The organism is Merdibacter massiliensis, from assembly GCF_900155395.1.
GTDB classification, from domain to species: Bacteria; Bacillota_I; Bacilli_A; order Erysipelotrichales; family Erysipelotrichaceae; genus Merdibacter; species Merdibacter massiliensis.
In genome coordinates, this window is record NZ_LT699725.1 from 120691 (window position 1) to 141421 (window position 20731).

24 protein-coding genes and 1 pseudogene are annotated in these 20731 nt (G+C 39.9%); 8 read left to right on the plus strand and 17 right to left on the minus strand.

Features of this window, described 5'->3' with window-relative positions:
- The first annotated feature begins 87 nt into the window (after positions 1–87).
- From BQ9859_RS06155 to BQ9859_RS06170, 4 genes are read left to right on the plus strand one after another with little or no spacing between them, the layout of a single operon-like run.
- The gene (locus tag BQ9859_RS06155; RefSeq protein WP_075877369.1) at positions 88–390 is read left to right on the plus strand and encodes a PTS sugar transporter subunit IIB; all 303 of its coding nucleotides are present in this window, start codon (positions 88–90) and stop codon (positions 388–390) included.
- A gap of 20 nt (positions 391–410) precedes the next feature.
- Complete coding sequence (locus tag BQ9859_RS06160) at positions 411–1682, plus strand: PTS transporter subunit EIIC (protein WP_075877370.1); 1272 nt, start codon at positions 411–413, stop codon at positions 1680–1682.
- 14 nt (positions 1683–1696) lie between these two features.
- On the plus strand, positions 1697–2050 hold the full coding sequence (locus BQ9859_RS06165) for a PTS sugar transporter subunit IIA (protein WP_075877371.1): 354 nt from the start codon (positions 1697–1699) through the stop codon (positions 2048–2050).
- Entirely contained in the window at positions 2034–3548 is a 1515-nt protein-coding gene (locus tag BQ9859_RS06170) for a glycoside hydrolase family 1 protein (protein WP_075877372.1), read from the plus strand. The genes BQ9859_RS06165 and BQ9859_RS06170 overlap by 17 nt, the downstream gene beginning before the upstream one ends.
- 849 nt (positions 3549–4397) lie before the next feature.
- Here BQ9859_RS06170 and BQ9859_RS06175 read toward each other — a convergent pair.
- Positions 4398–5312 (minus strand): LysR family transcriptional regulator, encoded by a 915-nt coding sequence (locus BQ9859_RS06175; protein ID WP_075877373.1) that lies wholly within the window; start codon positions 5310–5312, stop codon positions 4398–4400.
- A 141-nt stretch (positions 5313–5453) separates the two neighbouring features.
- Between BQ9859_RS06175 and BQ9859_RS06180 the strand changes: the two genes are divergently transcribed.
- The 3 genes from BQ9859_RS06180 to BQ9859_RS12610 are packed head-to-tail and all read left to right on the plus strand — an operon-like array spanning position 5454 to position 7117.
- Positions 5454–6020, plus strand: a complete 567-nt coding sequence (locus BQ9859_RS06180; protein WP_075877374.1) for a chromate transporter — start codon at positions 5454–5456, stop codon at positions 6018–6020.
- Positions 6017–6580: a chromate transporter gene (locus BQ9859_RS06185; protein WP_075877375.1), complete on the plus strand. Its 564-nt coding sequence runs from the start codon at positions 6017–6019 to the stop codon at positions 6578–6580. The genes BQ9859_RS06180 and BQ9859_RS06185 overlap by 4 nt, the downstream gene beginning before the upstream one ends.
- A gap of 18 nt (positions 6581–6598) precedes the next feature.
- Positions 6599–7117 carry a hypothetical protein gene (locus BQ9859_RS12610; protein WP_202613453.1) on the plus strand — a complete coding sequence of 173 codons (519 nt, stop codon included), beginning with the start codon at positions 6599–6601 and terminating at the stop codon, positions 7115–7117.
- Positions 7118–7479: 362 nt separating this feature from the next.
- On the opposite strand, the gene BQ9859_RS06200 is transcribed toward BQ9859_RS12610, so the two are convergent.
- The 5 genes from BQ9859_RS06200 to BQ9859_RS12450 form a co-directional block, all read right to left on the minus strand.
- Positions 7480–8676 carry a tyrosine-type recombinase/integrase gene (locus BQ9859_RS06200; RefSeq protein ID WP_075877376.1) on the minus strand — a complete coding sequence of 399 codons (1197 nt, stop codon included), beginning with the start codon at positions 8674–8676 and terminating at the stop codon, positions 7480–7482.
- Positions 8677–8755: 79 nt separating this feature from the next.
- Positions 8756–8959, minus strand: coding sequence for an excisionase (locus tag BQ9859_RS06205; RefSeq protein WP_021421702.1), 204 nt, complete (start codon positions 8957–8959; stop codon positions 8756–8758).
- 375 nt (positions 8960–9334) lie between these two features.
- Positions 9335–9583: a helix-turn-helix domain-containing protein gene (locus BQ9859_RS06220; protein WP_021421703.1), complete on the minus strand. Its 249-nt coding sequence runs from the start codon at positions 9581–9583 to the stop codon at positions 9335–9337.
- A gap of 3 nt (positions 9584–9586) precedes the next feature.
- Positions 9587–10012, minus strand: coding sequence for an RNA polymerase sigma factor (locus BQ9859_RS06225; RefSeq protein WP_428979183.1), 426 nt, complete (start codon positions 10010–10012; stop codon positions 9587–9589).
- Between the two features lie 120 nt (positions 10013–10132).
- Positions 10133–10300 (minus strand): hypothetical protein, encoded by a 168-nt coding sequence (locus tag BQ9859_RS12450; RefSeq protein ID WP_154666059.1) that lies wholly within the window; start codon positions 10298–10300, stop codon positions 10133–10135.
- Between the two features lie 236 nt (positions 10301–10536).
- On the opposite strand from BQ9859_RS12450, the gene BQ9859_RS06230 reads away from it, so the two are divergent.
- Positions 10537–10899 (plus strand): helix-turn-helix transcriptional regulator, encoded by a 363-nt coding sequence (locus BQ9859_RS06230; RefSeq protein ID WP_032509185.1) that lies wholly within the window; start codon positions 10537–10539, stop codon positions 10897–10899.
- 69 nt (positions 10900–10968) lie between these two features.
- Here the strand turns inward: BQ9859_RS06230 and BQ9859_RS06235 are convergent, their stop codons facing one another.
- From BQ9859_RS06235 to BQ9859_RS06285, 11 genes and pseudogenes are all read right to left on the minus strand, one after another.
- On the minus strand, positions 10969–11193 hold the full coding sequence (locus BQ9859_RS06235) for a hypothetical protein (RefSeq protein WP_074141164.1): 225 nt from the start codon (positions 11191–11193) through the stop codon (positions 10969–10971).
- Between the two features lie 19 nt (positions 11194–11212).
- Positions 11213–11593 carry a hypothetical protein gene (locus BQ9859_RS06240; protein WP_075877377.1) on the minus strand — a complete coding sequence of 127 codons (381 nt, stop codon included), beginning with the start codon at positions 11591–11593 and terminating at the stop codon, positions 11213–11215.
- Between the two features lie 2 nt (positions 11594–11595).
- Positions 11596–12330, minus strand: coding sequence for an ABC transporter permease (locus BQ9859_RS06245; RefSeq protein ID WP_074141166.1), 735 nt, complete (start codon positions 12328–12330; stop codon positions 11596–11598).
- Positions 12327–13058: an ABC transporter ATP-binding protein gene (locus tag BQ9859_RS06250; RefSeq protein ID WP_074141167.1), complete on the minus strand. Its 732-nt coding sequence runs from the start codon at positions 13056–13058 to the stop codon at positions 12327–12329. Before BQ9859_RS06250 ends, BQ9859_RS06245 begins: the two co-directional genes overlap by 4 nt.
- Positions 13055–13288 (minus strand): AbrB/MazE/SpoVT family DNA-binding domain-containing protein, encoded by a 234-nt coding sequence (locus tag BQ9859_RS06255; protein ID WP_074141168.1) that lies wholly within the window; start codon positions 13286–13288, stop codon positions 13055–13057. Before BQ9859_RS06255 ends, BQ9859_RS06250 begins: the two co-directional genes overlap by 4 nt.
- Positions 13289–13443: 155 nt before the next feature.
- Positions 13444–13683 (minus strand): AbrB/MazE/SpoVT family DNA-binding domain-containing protein, encoded by a 240-nt coding sequence (locus BQ9859_RS06260; protein ID WP_074141169.1) that lies wholly within the window; start codon positions 13681–13683, stop codon positions 13444–13446.
- A gap of 78 nt (positions 13684–13761) precedes the next feature.
- Entirely contained in the window at positions 13762–14655 is an 894-nt protein-coding gene (locus tag BQ9859_RS06265) for a conjugal transfer protein (RefSeq protein WP_075877378.1), read from the minus strand.
- 21 nt (positions 14656–14676) lie between these two features.
- Positions 14677–15684 (minus strand): bifunctional lytic transglycosylase/C40 family peptidase, encoded by a 1008-nt coding sequence (locus BQ9859_RS06270; protein ID WP_075877379.1) that lies wholly within the window; start codon positions 15682–15684, stop codon positions 14677–14679.
- Positions 15685–15818: 134 nt separating this feature from the next.
- Positions 15819–17822, minus strand: a pseudogene (locus tag BQ9859_RS06275) (CD3337/EF1877 family mobilome membrane protein); the annotation flags it as partial.
- Complete coding sequence (gene tcpF / locus BQ9859_RS06280; protein WP_075877381.1) at positions 17822–20269, minus strand: conjugal transfer ATPase TcpF; 2448 nt, start codon at positions 20267–20269, stop codon at positions 17822–17824. The pseudogene BQ9859_RS06275 and the gene tcpF, both read right to left, overlap by 1 nt.
- Positions 20256–20645: a conjugal transfer protein gene (locus tag BQ9859_RS06285; protein WP_075877382.1), complete on the minus strand. Its 390-nt coding sequence runs from the start codon at positions 20643–20645 to the stop codon at positions 20256–20258. The genes tcpF and BQ9859_RS06285 overlap by 14 nt, the downstream gene beginning before the upstream one ends.
- Between the last annotated feature and the right edge of the window lie 86 nt (positions 20646–20731).

Here is a 20731-nt window from a genome sequence, read left to right on the forward strand (position 1 = left end):
GAGGTGAAAAATATTTGTATGAGAGTGAAAAAGATAATTTGTATAGTAAAGGTGTAAAAAGTATCAGAAAAGATTGGAGGTTTGAATATGATACGAATTCTATTAGCTTGTGGTGTTGGAATGTCATCTGGATTCATGGCTTCCAGCATGAGAAAATCGGCAAAAAAGCAAAAGCTTGAAGTTACGGTGAAAGCAGTTAGCAAAGCTGAAGTGATGTCACATGAAGGAGAATTCGATATCCTTCTTTTAGGACCGCATTTTGCTAAGGAAGTTCCTGGATTTCAAAAAGCATTTCCGAATGTAAAGGTTTCTACGATTGATCCCGATTTGTACGCAACTTTAGATGGAGAAGGGATTTTAAAAGAAGCTTTACAGCTTTATGAATCATAAAAGGGGGGTTATGTAAGATTATGATGTCAAAAATGCAGGCATGGATAGAGGCAAGACTTGTGCCAGTTGTAAATAAAATTTCTAGTTTTTATTGGTTTAGTATTGTCGCAAATGCAGTATTGTTTTTAGTTCCATTTTCAATGGCAAATGCAGTTTCCGCATTATGGGGTGTTTTAAGGAAGTTTGTTCCATCATTGATTGATATATCAGTCATAGGAACATATTCCTTTGGATTAAGCGGATTGTTCATGGCATTTATCATTCCACATGATGCAATGGTAAAAGAAAACCGCCGTGATCGTTCAATAATTGCAGGTTTTACATCTATCGGCACGTATATGCTTTGTATGAAAGCTGTCGCAGTTGAGGGCGGTACATTATTCACAATCGAGCGATTTGGAGCAGCCGGTATGTTTACTGCAATGGCGGTCGGTCTGTTTGTCGGAATTGTGTATAAAAAACTTGCCCACTTTTCCTTCTTTAGCGAAGACTCTGTAATTCCAGATTTTGTAAAAAACTGGTTTGATAATATTTTTGCAATTATCTTCTGCTTGTTCATCGGATTCGTATTCTCTTATGGCTTTAACCTGGATCTATTCAGTGTAATCACTTTGGTGATGAGTCCAGTAAATTATTTTGCACAAAGCATTTTTGGAGTGATTTTTCTTAGTTTTGTAATGGATATTTTCTATTTCTTTGGAGTATCGGGATGGGTTTGGACACCAATTACTATGACGATTCAAAAGGCAGCCATTGCTGAGAATACAGCGAGAATGGCGATGGGAGAGGCAGCTCAAAATATTTACGCTTATGGATTCAGTCGCTACCAGCATATTGGTGGTGAAGGTGCCACACTACCTATTGCATTATATATGCTTAGAGCAAAAAGCAAAAAATTTAGATTGCTTGGTAAGGCAACAATTATTCCATCTATTTTTAATATCAATGAACCGCTTGTATATGGAATGATTGTATGTAATCCATTTATGCTAGTGCCGTGGATCCTAGTGTCAATAATTCATTCTGCAAATACTTATATTTGGATGAAGTATGGTTGGGCACAAATCCCTTATGTTAACTTTGATGTTAACAATTTACCAAATGTTATTTCAGCATATGTACAGTCTGGAGGACATATTGGAAATGTCTTGCTAGTTATCGTGAATTTTATTATTGCTGCAGTTATCTATTATCCTTTCTTTAAAGTTGCGGATGCTTATGAGTATAAGAAAGAGCTAGCAAAAGAAGCAAAAAAAGCACAAAAAGAGAGTGCGGTAGCACAGATGTCATAAAAGGAGCATGAAAAATGAATATTAATCAAGTAGCCATGAATGTGATTATGAATGCTTGTCAAGGTAGGGATAAAGTTGATGAAGCAATTGAAAAAATGGCAAAAAACAGATTTGAAGAGGCAAAAAATTTGTTGAAAGATGCTGAGGAATATATATTAAAAGCGCATGTAGCTCAAACACAGGTTATTCAAAGTCAGGCAGCAGGTGAAGATATGGAATACTCATTATTGTTTATTCATGCGCAGGATACAATCATGACTTCAAATTCTGAATTACGTATTGCGCAACATATATTACCAGTATTTGAAGCTCAATATAAGACAATACAAATAATGAAGGAGGAGAAAGAAAATGAGTTTAGTAAGTAATACACCATTCCCAAAAGGATTTTTGTGGGGAGGGGCTACAGCGGCAAATCAGATAGAAGGTGGTTGGAATGAAGGAGGAAGAGGACCAGCAGCAGGAGATTTTGCAATTCATCTGCCAAAAGAACTTCGCTCAAAAATTAATGGAGAAATGTATAAAGATGTGAATGTTCAACAGATTGAAAAAATCGAGGCACATCCAGAAGAATACAATTTAGCAAAAAGACGTGGTGTAGATTTTTATCATCGCTATAAAGAAGATATTGCTTTAATGGCAGAAATGGGATTTACAGTATTTCGAATGTCCATTAGCTGGAGCCGTATTTATCCTAATGGGGACGATGAATCTCCAAATGAAGAGGGATTGAAATTCTATGATGATGTTTTTGATACACTTCACTCCTATGGTATTGAGCCTTTAGTAACATTAGATCACTTTGATGTACCTTTAAATTTGATTAAAAAATACAGCGGGTTTAAAAGCAGAGAGACAATCGATTGTTTTGAAAAATATTGTGAAACTGTTTTTAAACGCTATAAAGGAAAAGTAAAGTACTGGCTGACATTTAATGAAATCAACTGCGTATTAACAAATCCATATGCATGCAGTGGAGTATTGCTGAATGATCAAAGTGAGAGAACTTATGATTTGGTATATAATGTATCGCATAACCAATTTGTTGCAAGTGCAAAAGCAGTAATTAAGGCCCATGAAATTGATCCTGAGATGAAAGTAGGTTGCATGTTATGCCGTTTAGAGAATTACGCTGCCAGCACAAAACCAGAAGATGTCTTACAGACAGTTTTTGAAGATCATTTTAATTTCTTTTATACAGATGTCCAGGCAAAAGGAGAATATCCATATTATATCCATCGATTCTTTAAAGAACATAATATCAGAATCAATAAAATGCCGGAAGATGATGAAATTTTAAAAAAAGGAAAAGTAGACTTTATTTCAATCAGTTATTATATGTCTTATGTTGCAGAATATAAGAACCAGGAAATTATTGAGCCAACTGGATCACTAGTTGCAGTAATCAAGAATCCAAACTTAAAAATGTCTGAAGCAGGATGGCCAATTGATCCTGTAGGATTTAGAATTGCGTTGAATCGTATCTATGATCGTTATCAACTACCAATCTTTATTGCAGAAAACGGTTTAGGAAGTACAGACCATCCGGATGCAGAAGGATACATTTGTGATGATGATCGAATTGAATATATGGCAGGACATGTTGCTCAAATGAGAGAGGCAATTGAAGATGGTGTAGATGTTTTTGGATACGCATGGTGGGGACCGATGGATTTGGTATCTTCAGGTACATCAGAAATAAGCAAACGCTATGGAATGATCGGAGTTGAGGCGGATGATTATGGGAATGGAACATATAATCGTTTTAAGAAAAAATCGTTCTATTATTATAAAAAACTAATTGCTTCTAATGGAGCAGATTTGAAAAATGATATTGGTGATGAGCCGTTGGATAAATGGAAATAATAGGATGAAAGTTTGTGATAATTTGTTAAAAGTTTTGCCTTCAGTTTGTTGGCAGACTATACATTTTAAAATCATCAAAAAATATATTATAAGTGTTGATGATAAATATTTTACAGGTAATCTTAAGCTAATAACAGCTTAAGATTACCTAATTTTAATATTAAAGAGGGAAAAGTTCGGTCAAAGAACTAATTTGTCAACGATCTGAGAGAGGATGATAGCTCTCTCTTTTTTTGTTATTCATAGAAATTTGAATAGGGAACTTCAGTGTTAAGATATAACTGTAGCACTGCTATTGTTAGTTATGTTCTTGGGAAAAAGAAAGCATTTTTGATATAGAACATGTTACCAGTTACAGATAAATATTATATATATGTTGATAAGAATATAGATTGATTTATTGAATTGTCAACGAAAGTAAAAAAATAGTTCACATGCGAAAGCAAACAGATACTTGTCATTATATAGGGGCCAAAGAATTAAGCTAATGTTTACAGATGTAGAAAAATACTTAATAAGACAAACATTTGTGATTAGGCACATGAATCTTAGTTGTGCAAAGGTACACCATTTTCGCTTGAAAATATAAAGGAAGATAACAAATTACGTAATGAAGTATCTTCCGTTCTATTTGCATTTTTATAAATGGTTTTATAATAAATAAGCGAAATAATGATAAAAATGAACCAGGCATTCTATGGACTAGAAAACTTTTTTTACATAACCGATTAATTATGTAGAGGTATTTAGAAATGAAACATTCTTATATTGTTTACAGATAACAGATAGAAAGTTGACTGCTTATTGGGTTTTGTACAAGAAACAGAGAAATTAGTTCTCGTTAAAATGTTAATAAAGCCCATTATAATTAGGCAAAGGGTAATCAATTTCATAATTTTTGCACAAATTGATAAAGAATTTTGCTGATGAGGTTAACATTTTGTTTTTGTGGTAGATGATTTGGAATTTTCTTTTGAATTCTAATCCTTTTATGTTGATTGCAATCACTAGTCCTTTTTCTAGAGGTCCTACAATCATTCGATGAGGTAAAATGGAGATCCCTAAACCATTGATCACAGCATTTACAAGAGCTGTCGTGCTCATAGCTTCCCAAGTAGGTTCAATAGAAAAGCCAGCTGCTTCAATAACATTTTCTATTGTTTCTCGGGTTCCGCTTCCATGCTCTCTCAACAGAATATTCTGTTTTTTAAATTCCTCTATAGAAATTTCTTGTGATTGCTTAAACGGTCCGTTAGGAGAACAAATGACAGTGAGGCAATCTTCCATATATTCTTCAGATATAAAATCATGATTATGGACAACTCCTTCAATTAGAGCAAAATCTAGTTCATTGTTCAATATCTTTTTTTCTAATTGATCTGAGGGACCAATTTGTACCTTTACATTTGTATTGGGATAAATGTTATAAAATTCCTTTACGTAATTTGGTAAAAACTGTGAGCCGATCGTAATGCTGGAACCTATTCTTATCAACCCAATTGAATCCCAGTTTTTCATACTTTTTTCCATGTCATCAAACAGTGTCAGGATATGAGATGCGTATTCCTTGAAGCGATTTCCTGCTTCAGTTATTTTAAGCCGATGGTTAATACGATCAAATAGTGTGATTCCATAATATTGTTCTAATTCTTTAATGGCGATACTAACAGCAGGTTGTGTCATAAGTAATTTTTCAGCAGTTTTACTTGTGTTAAAGTTATTCTCAATTAATGCGATAAATATTTTTAAATGTCTTAAGGTCATTTTGTTTCCTGATGAATAGAATCATCTTTTCCTTTCTGTTTCGATGAATAATTATAAATAAATACTAATATATTTTATAAAATTATATTATTTTATTTATAATTATTCAAGTGCTATACTTCAAGTTAAGGAGGAAATTGTATGGGGAAATATAAAAAATTATTCTTGTCAACTTTTGAATTGAGCGCATGTACATTTGGAGGAGGGTTTGTAATCATTCCCTTGATGAGAAAAAAATTTGTCGAAGATCTGCATTGGATCGATGAACAGGAAATGTTAGATATGACAGCAATAGCGCAATCTTCACCAGGAGCAATTGCTGTAAATGCATCTATTTTGATAGGATATCGTGTTGCTGGAGTGTTAGGAGCTTTGATAACGGTTATTGGGACAGTATTACCACCTTTAATTATTATCTCGATTGTTTCAATGTTTTACATTGCATTTCGTGACAATATTTTTGTGAGCATGGCGATGACTGGAATGCTTGCCGGAGTTGCTGCAGTTATTTGTGATGTTGTATTAAGCATGGGAAAAGATGTTTTTGCAAAAAAAAGAATTTTGCCTATTACGGTACTATTGTTGTCATTTATAGCTGTTTATTTTTTTAATGTAAATATTATATTGATAATTCTTTTATGTGGAATTGTTGGTGCTATTGATACAGTATATACAGAGAAAAGAATGAATGGGGAGAAAACATTATGATTTACTTGCAATTGTTGTGGAGCTTTTTCCAAATCGGATTATTTAGTATTGGCGGAGGTTATGCAGCTATGCCTCTGATTCAAAATCAGGTTGTAGATTTACATTCTTGGCTGACGATGTCTCAATTTGCAGATATAATGACAATAGCGGAAATGACACCAGGTCCAATTGCAATAAACTCAGCGACATTTGTTGGAATTCGAACAGCAGGATTATTAGGAGCTATTATTGCAACTATTGGTTGTGTACTTCCATCATGTGTTATAGTGATGACATTGGCATATGTTTATTATCGTTATCGAGGTCTTTCTATGATACAAGGGATTTTATCAGGACTAAGACCTGCTGTAATCGCAATGATTGCTTCGGCATGTTTATCATTGATGACTTTATCGTTTTATGGAAGCAGAACTTTACCACAAGATTTTAGCACAATTAATATATTGCCATTATTAATATTTTTGGTAGGTATTTTCATTCTTAGAAAATGGAAACCAAATCCAATTTATGTTATGTTGGGTTCTGGAGTTGCTGGTATTGTATTGTTATCTATTTTCTAATGGGAGAATTTTAAGAATATGAAATATGTAATGAAATCGGGAAGTTTGATGTCTAATGGACAACAACTGGTGTATATTACAGGAAGCTTAGTGCAAACAGATAAAAAGGTAGTTAACAAAGCTGGTACGGTCCTCTTAGAATTGGATATAGTAGATTTAGAAACAGAAAATTTGGAAGAAGAGTTAGATCATCAATATGTGATGTATAATAAAGAAAGAAAGGTCATATTATCAGCATTTCCAGCATATGCCGAAAATAATCGACCTTCAGAAGTGGGATGGCCAGTATGTAGGATGCCGAAAGTTGATCATGCAATTATCAAAGCTAAAAATAGTGAATATACACTTCAAATGTTAAATAATCAAAATTACTGCTTGTATGATATCAAGAAAGAAATAATGGTCCAGATATATCATCGAGGTATTGGTGGAGGATGGAATATTGAGACAAAGTGTCAGTTTGAACCAGAAATACTCTGCGGCTTGTTTGTTTTTTGTAAATATTTAGAAAAAGAAAATGAATTTCTTATTGTATAATCAAAACTTCAGAGATCGTAGTTAAGCACGAACCAATAAAAAGTTTCTTCGTATCTAAATAAACAGGTTGTTACTTTTTGTATAAAATCTAAAAAGTTTGTTCATGTTAATGGATACAGAAAAGATTCTTAATAGGTTAAAATATTTGTGCTTATATATATAAGTAAGGAAAGATTAAGAATTTTTTACATTAAAAACTCACTAAATTTCTGATTATCTTTTCATAAGCTGGTAAATGTCGGTATAGCCTGTATTTTAGGGCTTTATCGGCATTTTCCTTTGGGAAGATACTCTGCATAAGCTGGCATTTACCAGCATGAAAATGCAACCAAAAGTAGTAAATGAGTAGTACAATCACCGATTTAAGAAGCAAGAGCCAGTCTTTCAAGTTCTGCTTTCGCTGAATTGAAAGTACCGTGTGCGTAGTACCCTAATGTCATGGTGATGTTTGAATGTCCCATGATGTATTGTAGGGTGTTCGGGTTCATTCCTTTGTTTGCCATGTTCGTGCAGTAGGTATGTCTGAATGAGTGCGGTGTGATGTTTGGTAGCTGGTCTTTATGTGTCTTGTTGTATTTCTTCACAAGCCCACGCAACATACTTTCGTAGTTGCCAGCCACTTTAGGGAAGCCCTTTTGGTTTAGGAACAGGAAATTGCTGTAACCATTGATAACGATAGGCTCTGCCTTTCCTCTGTTCTGTAACACTCGCTTAAAGGCTTGATAGGCTCTTTCTGTCATTGGAAGCTGGCGTTCTCCTTTTTTGGTCTTAGGTGTTTCAATGTAGTAGCCGATTTCGCTGTCTTTCAATAGCTGATGGTCTACATTGATGATACGGTTCGCCATATCAATATGGACTGTCAGACCGCAAAATTCAGAGATACGAAGCCCCGTTTCCAGAAGAATAACCACTTCATCATAATACTTGCTGTACGTCTTGTCCTGTTCCATAAAGGCAAGCAATTTTTCTTCCTGCTCTGGCGTGAGAATGACTTTGGGTTCTGAATTATCTTCCAGAACGTCGCTCAATTTGAAGTTAAAAGGATTTTTTCTGATACAGTCGTCCTCAATCGCCATATAGAATGACGCTTTCAGAGAACGCTTGTAGTTGCTAATCGTCTTGTAGGAAAAGCCATTCTCATACATTCGCATAGCCCATTCCTTACCGTCCGATAGCTTCACCGTATCAATGCTCCTTGCACCCAGAGGGTCGTTTTCCAGAATTTTCATAAGATACTGGCGACCTTTTTCTGTGTTGCGTTTCACATTTTTTCTCTGGCTGTTCTTCTTTGCGTAGAGCTGGCAGACTGTCATTTTCCCACCTATGGTATTGATACCGTCGTCGAGGTCTTTCTTAATCTTTTTCTGCTTTTCCCTCAATGACAAATCTTCACGTTTCCCAGCGGGTGTCTTGTCTGTCGGAACAAGTTTCCAAGCATAGACAAACTGTGGTTGCCCGTACATATCGGTATATTTGTAAACGTATCTTCCGTCTTTTCTCTGGCTCTCTCCAAGTCGTAAATTGCGTCCCTTGCTGTCTTTTCTCTTTACATTAGACATAGTGCGAAGCTCCTTTCCGTCAAGGAATGAGCCGTTGATACGCTATACTTTATTATACCATACCTACGGCTCGCTGACATTAGATTTCGTCTAATGTATCAATGATTTTTTCAAACTGTTTTCGCTTAATCTGCACACGGTTTCCATTCACAATCACCCAGCCAGCGTCGAGGTTTTCCTCTGCCAGCTTACGCAATTTCTTTTCCCCGATACGGAAGTATTTTGACGCTTCCTCAATCGTCAGCGTGTACTTCTCCCAGATAGGCACATCAGTATTGTTCATAAGTATGCACCCCCTTTACTGTGTGTCTTATGGAAGCAGACAGACGGCTTTGGCAAGCTCCACTGGCATTTCAGCCATTCCCATTCCTGTGGGCAGAACCGCACCATGCGGATGTATCATTATTCTGTGAATACAGGTCGTGGCAAAGCGACTTTTCCAACGGTCACTCTCGGATCACTGCATGGGTCGCTCGCTTCCCCTTATGGAAAAGGTCGTGGCGTACAGTCCCCGTGGCTCGCTGTATCACAAACGTATCTGTCTGCTTTATTCACTTGTCAAAGAACAGTGGCGAAAGCCATAGGCTCTCATGTGTAAAAGCAGAGGGCAGGACAGGAAAGAGGGGATTTCAACAAATCATGCCCTGCCATAATTGCTTTATTCTTCTGTTGGAACAGTACCGATATCGAAGTCTAAAATCATTTTGATAATAGCTTCTCTGATACGCCCTTTAAGCTCCATATCTACTACGATATAAACATTACCGTATTCATCATATAGAGGACGCAAACAGCATTTTGATATGTACGGGTCATAAAATGCCAGTATTCTTTCAATAGACTGTTCATTTCCGTCCACAGCAGATGAAATAAGTCGATAGGGTGGAAGTTTGTACCCTTTTTTCATGTTTTATTCACGCTCCTTTGTCAGTGTTTTCTTCAAATTTTGTAAAGCTCTGTAACGGTTTTTAAAAACTCCTGCTCTGGAAATTTTCTGTGCTTTTGCAATTTCTGTATCGCTCATTTCCAGAAAGTAGTACATCAGAAGATTTTCACGGTTGCGTTCCGATAATTGCTTTAACGCTTCTGAAAGTTCTTCATCAAGCACTCGGATTTCAACGCCGCATACTTCAAACACGGTATAGTCACTCATGTACTCGTCCCATACAGCCAGCTTTTCAACAACGATTTCTGGAAGTTCACAGAAAGGAATTTCTTTATCTTTACGACGTTTTAATTCCTTTTTATAATTCCAGATAACGCCCTTAACAGTACGTTTGAGCTTACAGTCAAACTGACACTGGATTGTCTTTTGGAAGTCAGACGGTTTCATCATCTCACCCCCTCTCTGTCCAGACGTAAAAGGTATCTATCCCTCTTTCCGCCCCACATCGGTACAGGAGTGGGTGATTTGCTAACCTGTATAAGAAAGAAATTCAAAAAAATATTGAACTTCTCATAAATAACAAAAACAGTCAATCAGCACATGAATGTACCAACAGACTGTTTTTGCTATGTTTGCGATATGAATTTTTAACTCATGTTTAGGGTGTGCTGACTGGATAACCATTGTAAGGCGGTTATTCAGTTGTGAATACTGGCGTGTTCGCTGATACGCAATCATAGCACACCCCCCCTTATCCAGAGCTGTGCCGTGAGTGCAGAAGAAAAGGACAGCTCTGGTTATCCAAAACCGTCCTAATCAGATTGAAAGACATGGAAAAAGATATTACCTTAGAACGGTTTTTTTTATTTACCGTCAAGGTAATATTGATACGAATTACTAACGCATAATATATGCGCTTTTAACACATTCTAATCATGTGCCATGAAGTATAAACTCATGACAGGTGATTTGAAATGAGGAAAAAGAAAGACACGCACAGCTTTGATTTCCGTCCGTTAGGACTGGCAATCAGAGAAGCGAGAGAAAAAGCTGGGCTTTCCCGTAATGATTTAGGCGATAAGGTCTTTTACGGAGAACGTCATATCGCAGATATTGAGAATATAGGGAAACACCCCAGCTTCCAGTTATTTCATGATTTAGTGACAATGTTCCATATCTCTGTTGATGAATACTTCTATCCGCAGGAGAAAGCGGAAAAATCTACAATCCGCAGGCAGATAGACGTATCGCTTGATGAACTGACAGATGAAGAACTCAAAATCATTCAAGGAACAATCGACGGTATCATGAAATACAAGGGGACGGGAAGCAAATAGGCTTCTCGTTTTCTTTTTCCTCGCATAAGCTATCCTGCTGATCTGCTTTGCAGGAAGCAGGATAAGCACCTAAATCTTAGTTTTCTTTGTAATTGTGTAAATGTATTCTTCTGGTGTAGGTATCTTATTACCAAAATACTTTTTAAATCGTTTCTGTACCACTGGGTCTTGACTATTCATAGAGTTGTCAATATTCTCCTGTATTTCAGCCCTAAACTCTGGTAGCGACAATCCTCTGGCTTTTGCCCCAGCTTTTAAAATAGTTCTCATATCTCGTTTTTTAAGACCAATCATTTTGTCACCTCATTACCGATTAGATTAGAAAAGAATTTATAATCGCTATAACAGATTTATCAAATACGCTAACTTTATGCCTTGTTACTAAATTGACAGTATCGTTAATTGAAGTCAAGTTACCATTTTCCAAAAAAGCTAGGCAATTACATTCTAATGCAATGATAACTTTGTCTAATGTCCAGCAAGAGGATAAAGCTATCCTATGAAAGATTGCACATTCTTGTAGTTCACTTAAAATAATATCTTTATCAGCGTCCATATCTAAAATTGCAATATTCTCTAAAGAGCCGTTATTTATCGGGAGTAAATAATTCTGTATCTGTTGAAAAATCGCTAACCCTTGATAATCTGTAATATATTCAACGTTTAAATTTGTAAGAGAGAATACCTTAATCATTATTAGCCTTTCATTCTGCGTTTAAAGATAATAACAGACGGAATGATAAGTACCAGAGCGTATCCTAAAACCCATACAAGCTGTAATGGTATATCTGAAAAATTACCGTTTATTGCATAATTTACCGCATTTACTGCATGACTGAATGGTAGTAAATCGCAGACCGTTTTGAATGTACCACCAATCATATCCAATGATAAGACAGCACCACTTAAAAACACTGTTGCATTCACTAAGATTGTTCCAAATCCATTGACCGCATTATTTGTTGAAAGTACACTACCAATAAATAAGCCAAAACTGATAAATAATATCGCCACTGGAATTAAGGTCAAAATAGCTATAAAAATATTTATATTTAATTCTAATCCGAAGAACAGAGCTACACCAAAACAGCAAACAGCCTGTAAAATTGCAAGCGGAATTATAGGTATAGAATATCCTAAGATGTAATCAATTCCCTTCATAGGTGACGCAAATAATCGGGTTAGGAAAGAACTATTCCTATCGGTGGACATCAACGTACCTACAAAGGTACTTAGAAACGCCATTCCTAAAATCGTCATACTCGGTGCAAAATTTTGGACTTCAAATACATCAGCCATTCCACCGATACTTTCTTTCATCAAAGCTAACGCAATAATCAGCAAAACAGGAAATCCGAGACACATGAGAATACTCATGGGATCTCGCACAATTTCTTTAAAATTACGTCCTGTAAAAATAGTAAATCTCATAATTCAGTACCCCTTTCTGTATACATCAAAAATGCTTCTTCAAAATTTCTAGCACCAGATACCTTGATAATTTCATCAGCCGTACCAAGAACCTGCACAACACCCTTATCCATAATACAGATACGGTCAGCTAATTCCTCTGCTTCTTCAAGATAATGTGTTGTTAAAATCAAAGTTAATTTTCCTTTCAATTTTTCCATTGTTCCCCATAATTCTCGTCTTGCTCTTACGTCAAGCCCGATTGTCGGTTCATCAAGGAAAAGAATTTTAGGATTACTTATCAAAGCCATTGCGATACTTAATTTTCTCTGCCAGCCACCCGATAACTGTTTTGCTCTGTCATTTTTTCGGTCAGTTAGTTCAAAAGTTTCCATGATTTTGTCGGCTTTTTCCCTTGCTTCCTGTTTAGAACTACCATGTAAGCGGGCAATCATCATCAGATTTTCTTTAACTGTCAGCTTTGGTGCAACGGCTGTTTCCTGTGGAGAAAGGTTGATAATATCTTTTACTTTATCTGCCTGTTTTCTCAAACTGTTTCCTAACATAAGGGCATCACCACTTGTTGGCTCTGTCAGACAGCTCAACATTTTAATAGTTGTTGTTTTTCCTGCACCATTTGAACCAAGCATTGCGAAAAATTCTCCTTGTTTGATATTAAGCGAAAGAGAATTAACTGCTGTTAAATTTCCATATCGCTTTGTTAAATCTCTAATTTCTATTGCATTCATTCTTTGTCCTCCTTTTGAAATGCCATTTGAAACGCTTCGTTACAACCGTCCATTTTCTGTAAGGCAATTCCTTTGTCTTTATCAGCAAGTAACACTAATAGCTCGCCGATATGAATACCAAAGAAATCCCTTACCTCTTTTGGAATAAGAATTTGTCCTTTTGTTCCCACTTTTAAGGTGCCTAAATATCGTCCATTGTGGGAATAGTGTTCTGTAACATCTCTATTCACTATATCTCCTCCTTTTGGTATAACAAGTATTACTTGTTATACCAATATTAACACCAGCAGAGTAAAACGTCAATAGAAAAGTATTACTTTTCCTACTTTTTGCTAAAAGTTATAAAAAAGACGGTGCCATAAAAGCACCGTCTTAATAATTTAATTTATTCTGACTTCGTAGGTGATTGCCCAGAGTTAAACACTTGTTCAAAAAAATCTTTGTAAACCTCATATTTTTGAACAGCGATACCTTGTTTTGCGTCTGCTAATAAGACCAAAGTATCACCTGTACTGATATTTAGCATTTCTCTTGCTTCTTTGGGTATAACAATCTGTCCCTTGGGACCTACTTTCACAGAGCCGACAAATTTATCATTCTTTGTTTTTTTGTTTTCATCAGACATGAACTCGCTCCTCTCTAAAATCGTATAACATTTCCTACTTATTATACAACTCAAACAATAAAAAAACAAGTACTGGTTTTACTCTATTATCTTCCAGTTACTATCCTTATGAAGCGTCAACTCATACTGTGATACCTGTGTTGCCTTTGTCTGGTTATCAATGAACTTCACAGATACCTTGACATTCACATTATCTCCGTCCTTTGTAAATACTGGGTTTACTAGCTCGGAAAAGAGATAGTCCCCGTTTATCGGTTCAAGAGCGTTTCCCTCTACATAGTAGGCAAGCTCCTTATCCGTTGCGGTCGGGTACAGCTTAAAGAATGTTTCCAGAAACGCCGTAGCGTCATTTACCGTATCAGCGTCCACGCTGTTGTCTGCTTCCTGTGCCTTTGGTTCATAGCTGGATTTTTCCATAGCGGGGGCAAGGGTAGGGTTCTGTATGATAACCATATCCCCGTCAGCGTCCACATGAACGGTCACGGTATAGGTTTCTGATACGTTCCTTGTCTGGTCGCCCTCTTTTATCTGCTGATCTACTTCGTAGGTAACAGAAAAAGCGTTCTCCCCAAACTGTTCCACGTCCCAGATAAGTACATCCGTGACCGTGGAGCTGGTCGGTATATCCGTCCTTACCGTATCAACATTCAAATCCTGCAATTCCTGTGTCAGATAGGCACTGATAGCCTGTGTCCTTGCTTCGATTGCTTCCTTGCTGTTGCTCCATGTGTAGTAGGATTTACAGAAATTCTTCACGAAATTTTCTATCCCGTTGGTGTCATTCAAGCGGAGCTGTATGGTTTCTATCTCATGCGTGGTGTGCTGGTCGATAGCGGTAAAGTTCTTATACACACCAAAGCTCACGCTTGCGATAAGCACCACCCAGAGGGCAATGACGGATTTCTTATGCGTCCCCACTTTCATAGTGCGGACTTTCTTTTCCTTTATCGGTTTTTCTTTCTTCTTGAACATGATATTTCCATTCCTTTCTTTCTATTGCTTAATTCTGCCAGCCCCGATAAGGTGCTGTTGCCAGTAGGAGCTTGTAAGGTCGGTGTAACCTATCGGGTCGCCAGCGTGGTACATCTGATTGTTTCCTACATAGATACCGACGTGCGTTACATACGTTCCCGCATTGTAGGTACTGTGGAAGAACACCAAATCCCCAGCCTGTGCCTGTGAAAGCGGGATATGCTGGGTAGCGTCATACTGTGCCTGTGCCGTTCTCGGCAGACTGATACCAGCCTTTCCATAGCACCATTGAACCAGTCCCGAACAGTCAAAAGAAGTGTTAGGATTGCTCCCGCCGTACACATAGTCCCAGCCTTGATATTTCAGTGCTTCGTCCATGATTTTTTGAACGGTCGCATTATCGAATTTTGTAATCGTTAAATATTGGTTGACTATCTCTACATAGAACATATTCCCGTAGGCATATCGCCAGCCACCGTTGCGGGCGACAGCAATAGGGTTCGTGTAGGTGACTTTCTTCCCGCCAGACTTGTCACGGGCGAAATTCTCTGCCAGCGTGAAGCTGTGCTTTTTCCCATTGGAAGCCACATAGCCGATATAGCCACCGCCATAGTTATAGGACTGTATCACCACGTTTATATCCTCTATGCCTTGATTTTCTGCTGAAGAAAGCAGGGACGCAAAATATTTGCACCCCTGCTTGATTGAACTTTCCGTATCAAGGGAATTAGGCGGTAAGCCCATGCTCTCGGAACTCTGCATAACGTCCTCGGCTGTCCCGCCACTTTCCACCTGTATGATTGCCAGCAGATAGGGGACGTACTCGGATATGCCGTACTCTTTAGCGTATTTCTCTACCATAGGCTGATGTTTCAAGACCTCTGCGGACAGGTTCATGCCCGTTACCCATGAGGAAGAACCACCGCCCCCGTCGTCGTCCTCGGCACTGATAAGCACACCAAAGAAAAGCACTATCGCAAGAAGAAAGGGAAACAGACTGCCGATAAGGGCGATATGTCTTAGCTTCATTTCTTATGTCCTTTCTTTCCTGTCATGTTTAGGGTCGCTTTCTTGATGGTTCGCTCTTTTCTGGTGGTCTGCTGGTTCAGCTCTACACCATTGAGCCTTGTTCCGTGTTTCTGCAATACAGGTTCAGCAGATTTTGAAGCAAGCGGACGCTCCTTGACAGGTTGTGCTTTCGTCGGCTCGGTATGTACCTTGTCCGTAGTGACAGGACGCTTGATTTCCTGTGCTTTTCCTGTATCTGTCTTTGACGCAGGAGAAGCAGTCACAGGTCTGTCATGGGGACGGGTAGCTCCTGTTGTCGCTGATCCGTCCGTCGCTTTGCCAGACTGCTTTGCTTCCTGTGCCTTTTGAAGTTCTATACGCTTGTCAGCGATATTCTGTCTGTGTTGCTCACGCTTATCGGCACGCTGGCTCTGTCTAGTTTCCTGTCCCTGCACAATGCCACGCTTGAAGTCGGACACATTTTCCTTTGCCTTTTCCTTAGCGGAGTGCAGGGCATAGGCGGTCTGTGTCGGCATATCCTTGATATTCTCCTTGACAGCCGTTGCCTTGTCCTTGACCTTGTTTTTTGTATCAAGCACCGCACCTATGGCTGAACCCGCTCGGCTTCCAAAAGAAGTATTTTCTCGGCGTTCTTTTCTGCCCGTACCAGCTCTAGTAGATTTCCCAGAACCGTCATTCATGGTTGTTCCTGCTACTGTACCAGCCACCGCACCAGCAACGCTTCCAGCACCGACAGCCCTTGCGATACGGTGTTCCATACGCCTAGCCCTGTGTCGCATGAACATGTACGGGCGACGGAATATCCTGCGTCCCATGCTCTGGCTGTCCCCAGCGTTTAAGCTGAACATACTCATAAGGTCGCCCAGCTTCATGTAGATACCTGCAAAGCACACTATCTGTAAGAACGCAATCATAAAGAACGGGTAATCCGTGGAGATGTTGTAGAACATACTGGAAATAGAAAAAGCCACCGTGACAATAAGCGTTATCCCCGCCCTTGTCATAATCGTATTGAACACCCGCACGATTGCCTGTTTCGCCATGTTCTCATAGCTGGGTATCATGCTTAAAAGAAAACTGATAGGCAGGAACATAGCGAAGATGATAAAAAGTATCTGGGAAAATATCATCATGCCCGTAAGCAGGAAAACGAATATCGTTATCCCCAGATTGAAGATGAGCAGGAAGAACACCATTCCCAGACGGTTGATGACCTGCGGTATCGTCAGATTGTCGTTGTCGTTATCCTCGATTTCCGTTTTCACCACGTCCTCACGGGTCGCCCCGTCGTCGGCAGAGGGACTAACCGATACCAGAGCTTCCACACGGTCAGCCCCGATTTCCTCTATATCGCTGTTCCCAAACTGCAAAAGTAGCCACGGCTGTTGTACCTGTATGGAAAACAGGCTGTCCCTTATCAAGTCCACGCTGTCTTTTCCCGCACTGTCGCTGTCGGGAAGCATGATTTTTGTCCCCAAATCCAGCGAAGCCGTGGAAATGTCCGAAGAAAAGTCATTGATTTTCTTGATATAGTCGGGAGCGTAGGCAATAAAGGAAGCGGACAGCACGAACACCACAATGAAATTGATAACGGCGTGTAATGCCTTGCTGGTTTCTCGCTTTATCAGTCCCGTGTAGGCTACATAGATACCCACGATAAGGATAATGAGAAGCAGGAAGCCCACATAGAAGCCCGTACTTCCAAAGCCGTTTTCCGTCACGCCCGCTAGGGTCTGTATGCTCTTGCCGATACTGTCTGCCATGTCGTTGATGAAGTCCAGCTTATACGCCTGCTGGACGACGTACCCTGTGGCGTTACTTAGATACAGGCTGATAGTCCAGATAAAATTGGTGATACAGTAAAGCCCGTATTGTACGGATTTCCCGATACCGTCCAGCCAGTTCCACGGAAGCCAGCCCCAGCTATTGTCCACATAGAAATCAAGCTGGTAGTTTTCCAAAGGGTACTGCGAATACAGGTTGTCCGCATTGACGGTATCATCTACCAGCCCAGAAGCGTGTGCCACTGTCCCCAATAGGGAGAGCAGAGCAATGGTTGTCAGTACCACAATCACAGCTATCTTGAAAAAACGAAAGAGCTTCTTTTTTGTCAGAAGCCCCTTTATCCTATCTTTCATCACTCCACCTCGCTTTTCACGGGCGGTCTGGTATCAAAGGCGTGCAGTAATTCTTCAAAGACAGGGTGTATCTGCACCACGCCCACACGCCCGTACAAATCTTGAAGTAGGCATTGTCCGTTCTCCAAGTCACGAAGTCGTTTCTGGTTGTTCTCGTCGTCCTTGTCGATACCGAAAAATTCAAGGGTCTGCTTTATCTCATTGATGTCGGTACTTCTAAAGGCAAACTTCAAGCCGATATTGTTCTTTAGGCTCTCTTTGGACACGTCCCCAGAGGATTGCGTGACGAAGTACACGCCTGCCTGCATAGCACGTCCCGCACGCACCAGCTTGTTTGAGAGGGTTTCTCCCTGCGCCACATTGAGGAACGCCCACGCTTCATCTAAATCCACTATTTTAAAGATACTGCGGTCTGAATGAATGAAGTCTAAGGCAAAGGTACTAATGACAATCAGCATAGCCACGGACAGCAGTTCAATGGTGGTGTATTCCTCAAAGGTCGTGTCCTTGTCGGGCAGTACCAAATCTGCCACCTGTATGATATTGAGCTGGTTGTCCAAGCTGATAGCGTTAGATACCGAACCGTCAGAGAACAGCAGATGTGCAAAGTCATAGTCCGTAAAGCTGTCGATATGGTCGGCAATATTGCGGGCTATCGCCGTGTCCTCTCTGCGTAGCTCGTCTATCACATGGAGTAGTCCTCGCTGATCGCTCTGGGTCACGGCTCGCACCGCTTTTCTAAGGACAGGGAACTTCTCACCGTCCCTAGAGGAAATCCCCGTAAGGAATGTGAGAATATCTATCGCCAGACTTTCAGCGTCCTTTACATTCTTCATAATCACGAACGGGTCAAGAAGCCCAGCGTTTTCCTTATCGCTGGTAAGGTTGACGATATTGATTTCATGGGCTATCTCTGGGAGCGTTTCTTTCCAGTTGCCACGCTCTGATTTAGGGTCAAGGATAACCGCCTGTCCCCCAAAGAGAACAGAATAGTAAACGATAAGGTTATTGCAGAACGATTTTCCACCGCCCAGCGAACCGACAAAAGCAGAAGCCAGAGCGTTGGTGACTGTCCCTTTCACGCCTTGACTGGCAAGAGAGGGCTGTAAATAGACGTTTCTTCCTGTATCTACGGAATAGCCGATATAGATACCTGTATTCTCTCCAAGCTGTTGTGTCGCCCCGAAGCCAAGACCAGCCAAGAAGTCGGATTTCACATACTGCACATAGTCATTGATGTAACGCTTGCTGGCGGGAAGAAATTCAGAGTGAAGCCCCAGCATATCCCCAGCAGGTCGGACTAATTTTACATTGAGGTCGTCGTAAAAGTCCTTGACCTCATCACAGCGTCGTTTCAGCTCGTCAAGGTCTGGAGCTGATACACGGATAACGTAAGAAAGTTTATACATACTTTCCTTGCTCTGGTCGAGGTCGGTTTCCAGCTCGTCCACGCTGTCTAATGCGTCCACCACGTTTGAGCTTGTTTCGCTTCCAGACTGATAGGCGTGGTTGTCCAAGTCTTTCAGCTCTTTCTTTTTATTTCTCACCGTGGAAAGTGCCTTGCGGTTGCCGACGATTTCCACATTCATGCTCGTATCAACAGGAAACGTGAACTGCTGTTGCTGGAAATAGAAGATTTCCGACGACGGAAAATCCAGCTCGCCCACAATGGCGTTGACGGTAAAGTAGGACACGAAGCTCTCGCTGTCCTCATGTTCCAAACGCAAGTATCGCTGGCTTTCCTCTATTAGACAGCGGGTCGGACGGATAAGGTCGTACTGCTTGATAAGCGTTGCCTTTTTCAGCTTCTTCTTTGGAAGCGAATACTCGTAGTCCTCATACGCCACGCCGTCCCTGCCGTAGATATGCTCGATAAGATACCCGAAGTCGTTCTTGTCCAAGCGTCGGAACTTGAAACGGCGGGAGATTTTATTTTCCAGCAGTTTTTCCATTTTCATGTAGCGGTTGATTTCATCATCTGGCATGGAGATAAAGTCATTTATCAGTGTATGGTTGACCTCGTTCAAAAACTCTTTGAATGTCATAAACGCCGATTTCTTCATGCTGTCAAGGCTGACCTTTTCCTCTGTCACAATGAGCTTGAAGCCAATAAAAAAGCGGTAGTCCACTTGATTGTCCCCAATCATGCTTACTAACGCTTCTGTCTGTTCGTCTATCTTCTGTATCGCCACATCACGAAGTCGTCCCGTCACCAGCTTTTTTGACTGCTCCTGTATGCTTCTTATGGAGCTTTCCGTCGCTATCTGCAAGGCGTGTATCTTTCCCTCACGGGACTGTGCGATAAGCTGACGGAAGCTGTCATGGACGATAAACTTCTGCTCCGCTGACAGAAAAGAATAGTTATACGGTATCAGCTCATAGTAGGCGAATACCTCATTGTCCTTGTTCCAGACAAGGTTGTTGTCGATATATTTAATCGGGAACATACATCACACTCCTAACTGCCGTGACGGGTTCGCTGAACACTTCCTTTTCCAGCTTCACGGCTTTTCCTGCATAGGTCACTTTTGGTCGCAGGACAAACGTAATCTGCGATTTCAAGAAGCTGTAAGGCTTCTTGCCGTCAAAGGTCTTTTGGCTCATAAACCATGTGAGGGCAACAGGAATACCGAAGTATTTCAGAAATGCCCCCTCGATAAACGATAACGGCGGTAAGTCCCCTAAGATAATGACGGCAAACTCCGTGATGACAAACCACGTTATCTGGGTAAAGGTAACAGGAAACGGGAGAGTAAAGTCATTGATTGCATACAAGACCTTCTCCACGTTCCAGATACCTGTGTAGCTCTTAATCTTCTTCAATTCGTTTCAGCTCCTTTCATTGTTTTTGGCGTGTTCCTCACGGCATAGAGGTATCCCCTTGCGGGATTTCGTTGTAATGGAAAAGG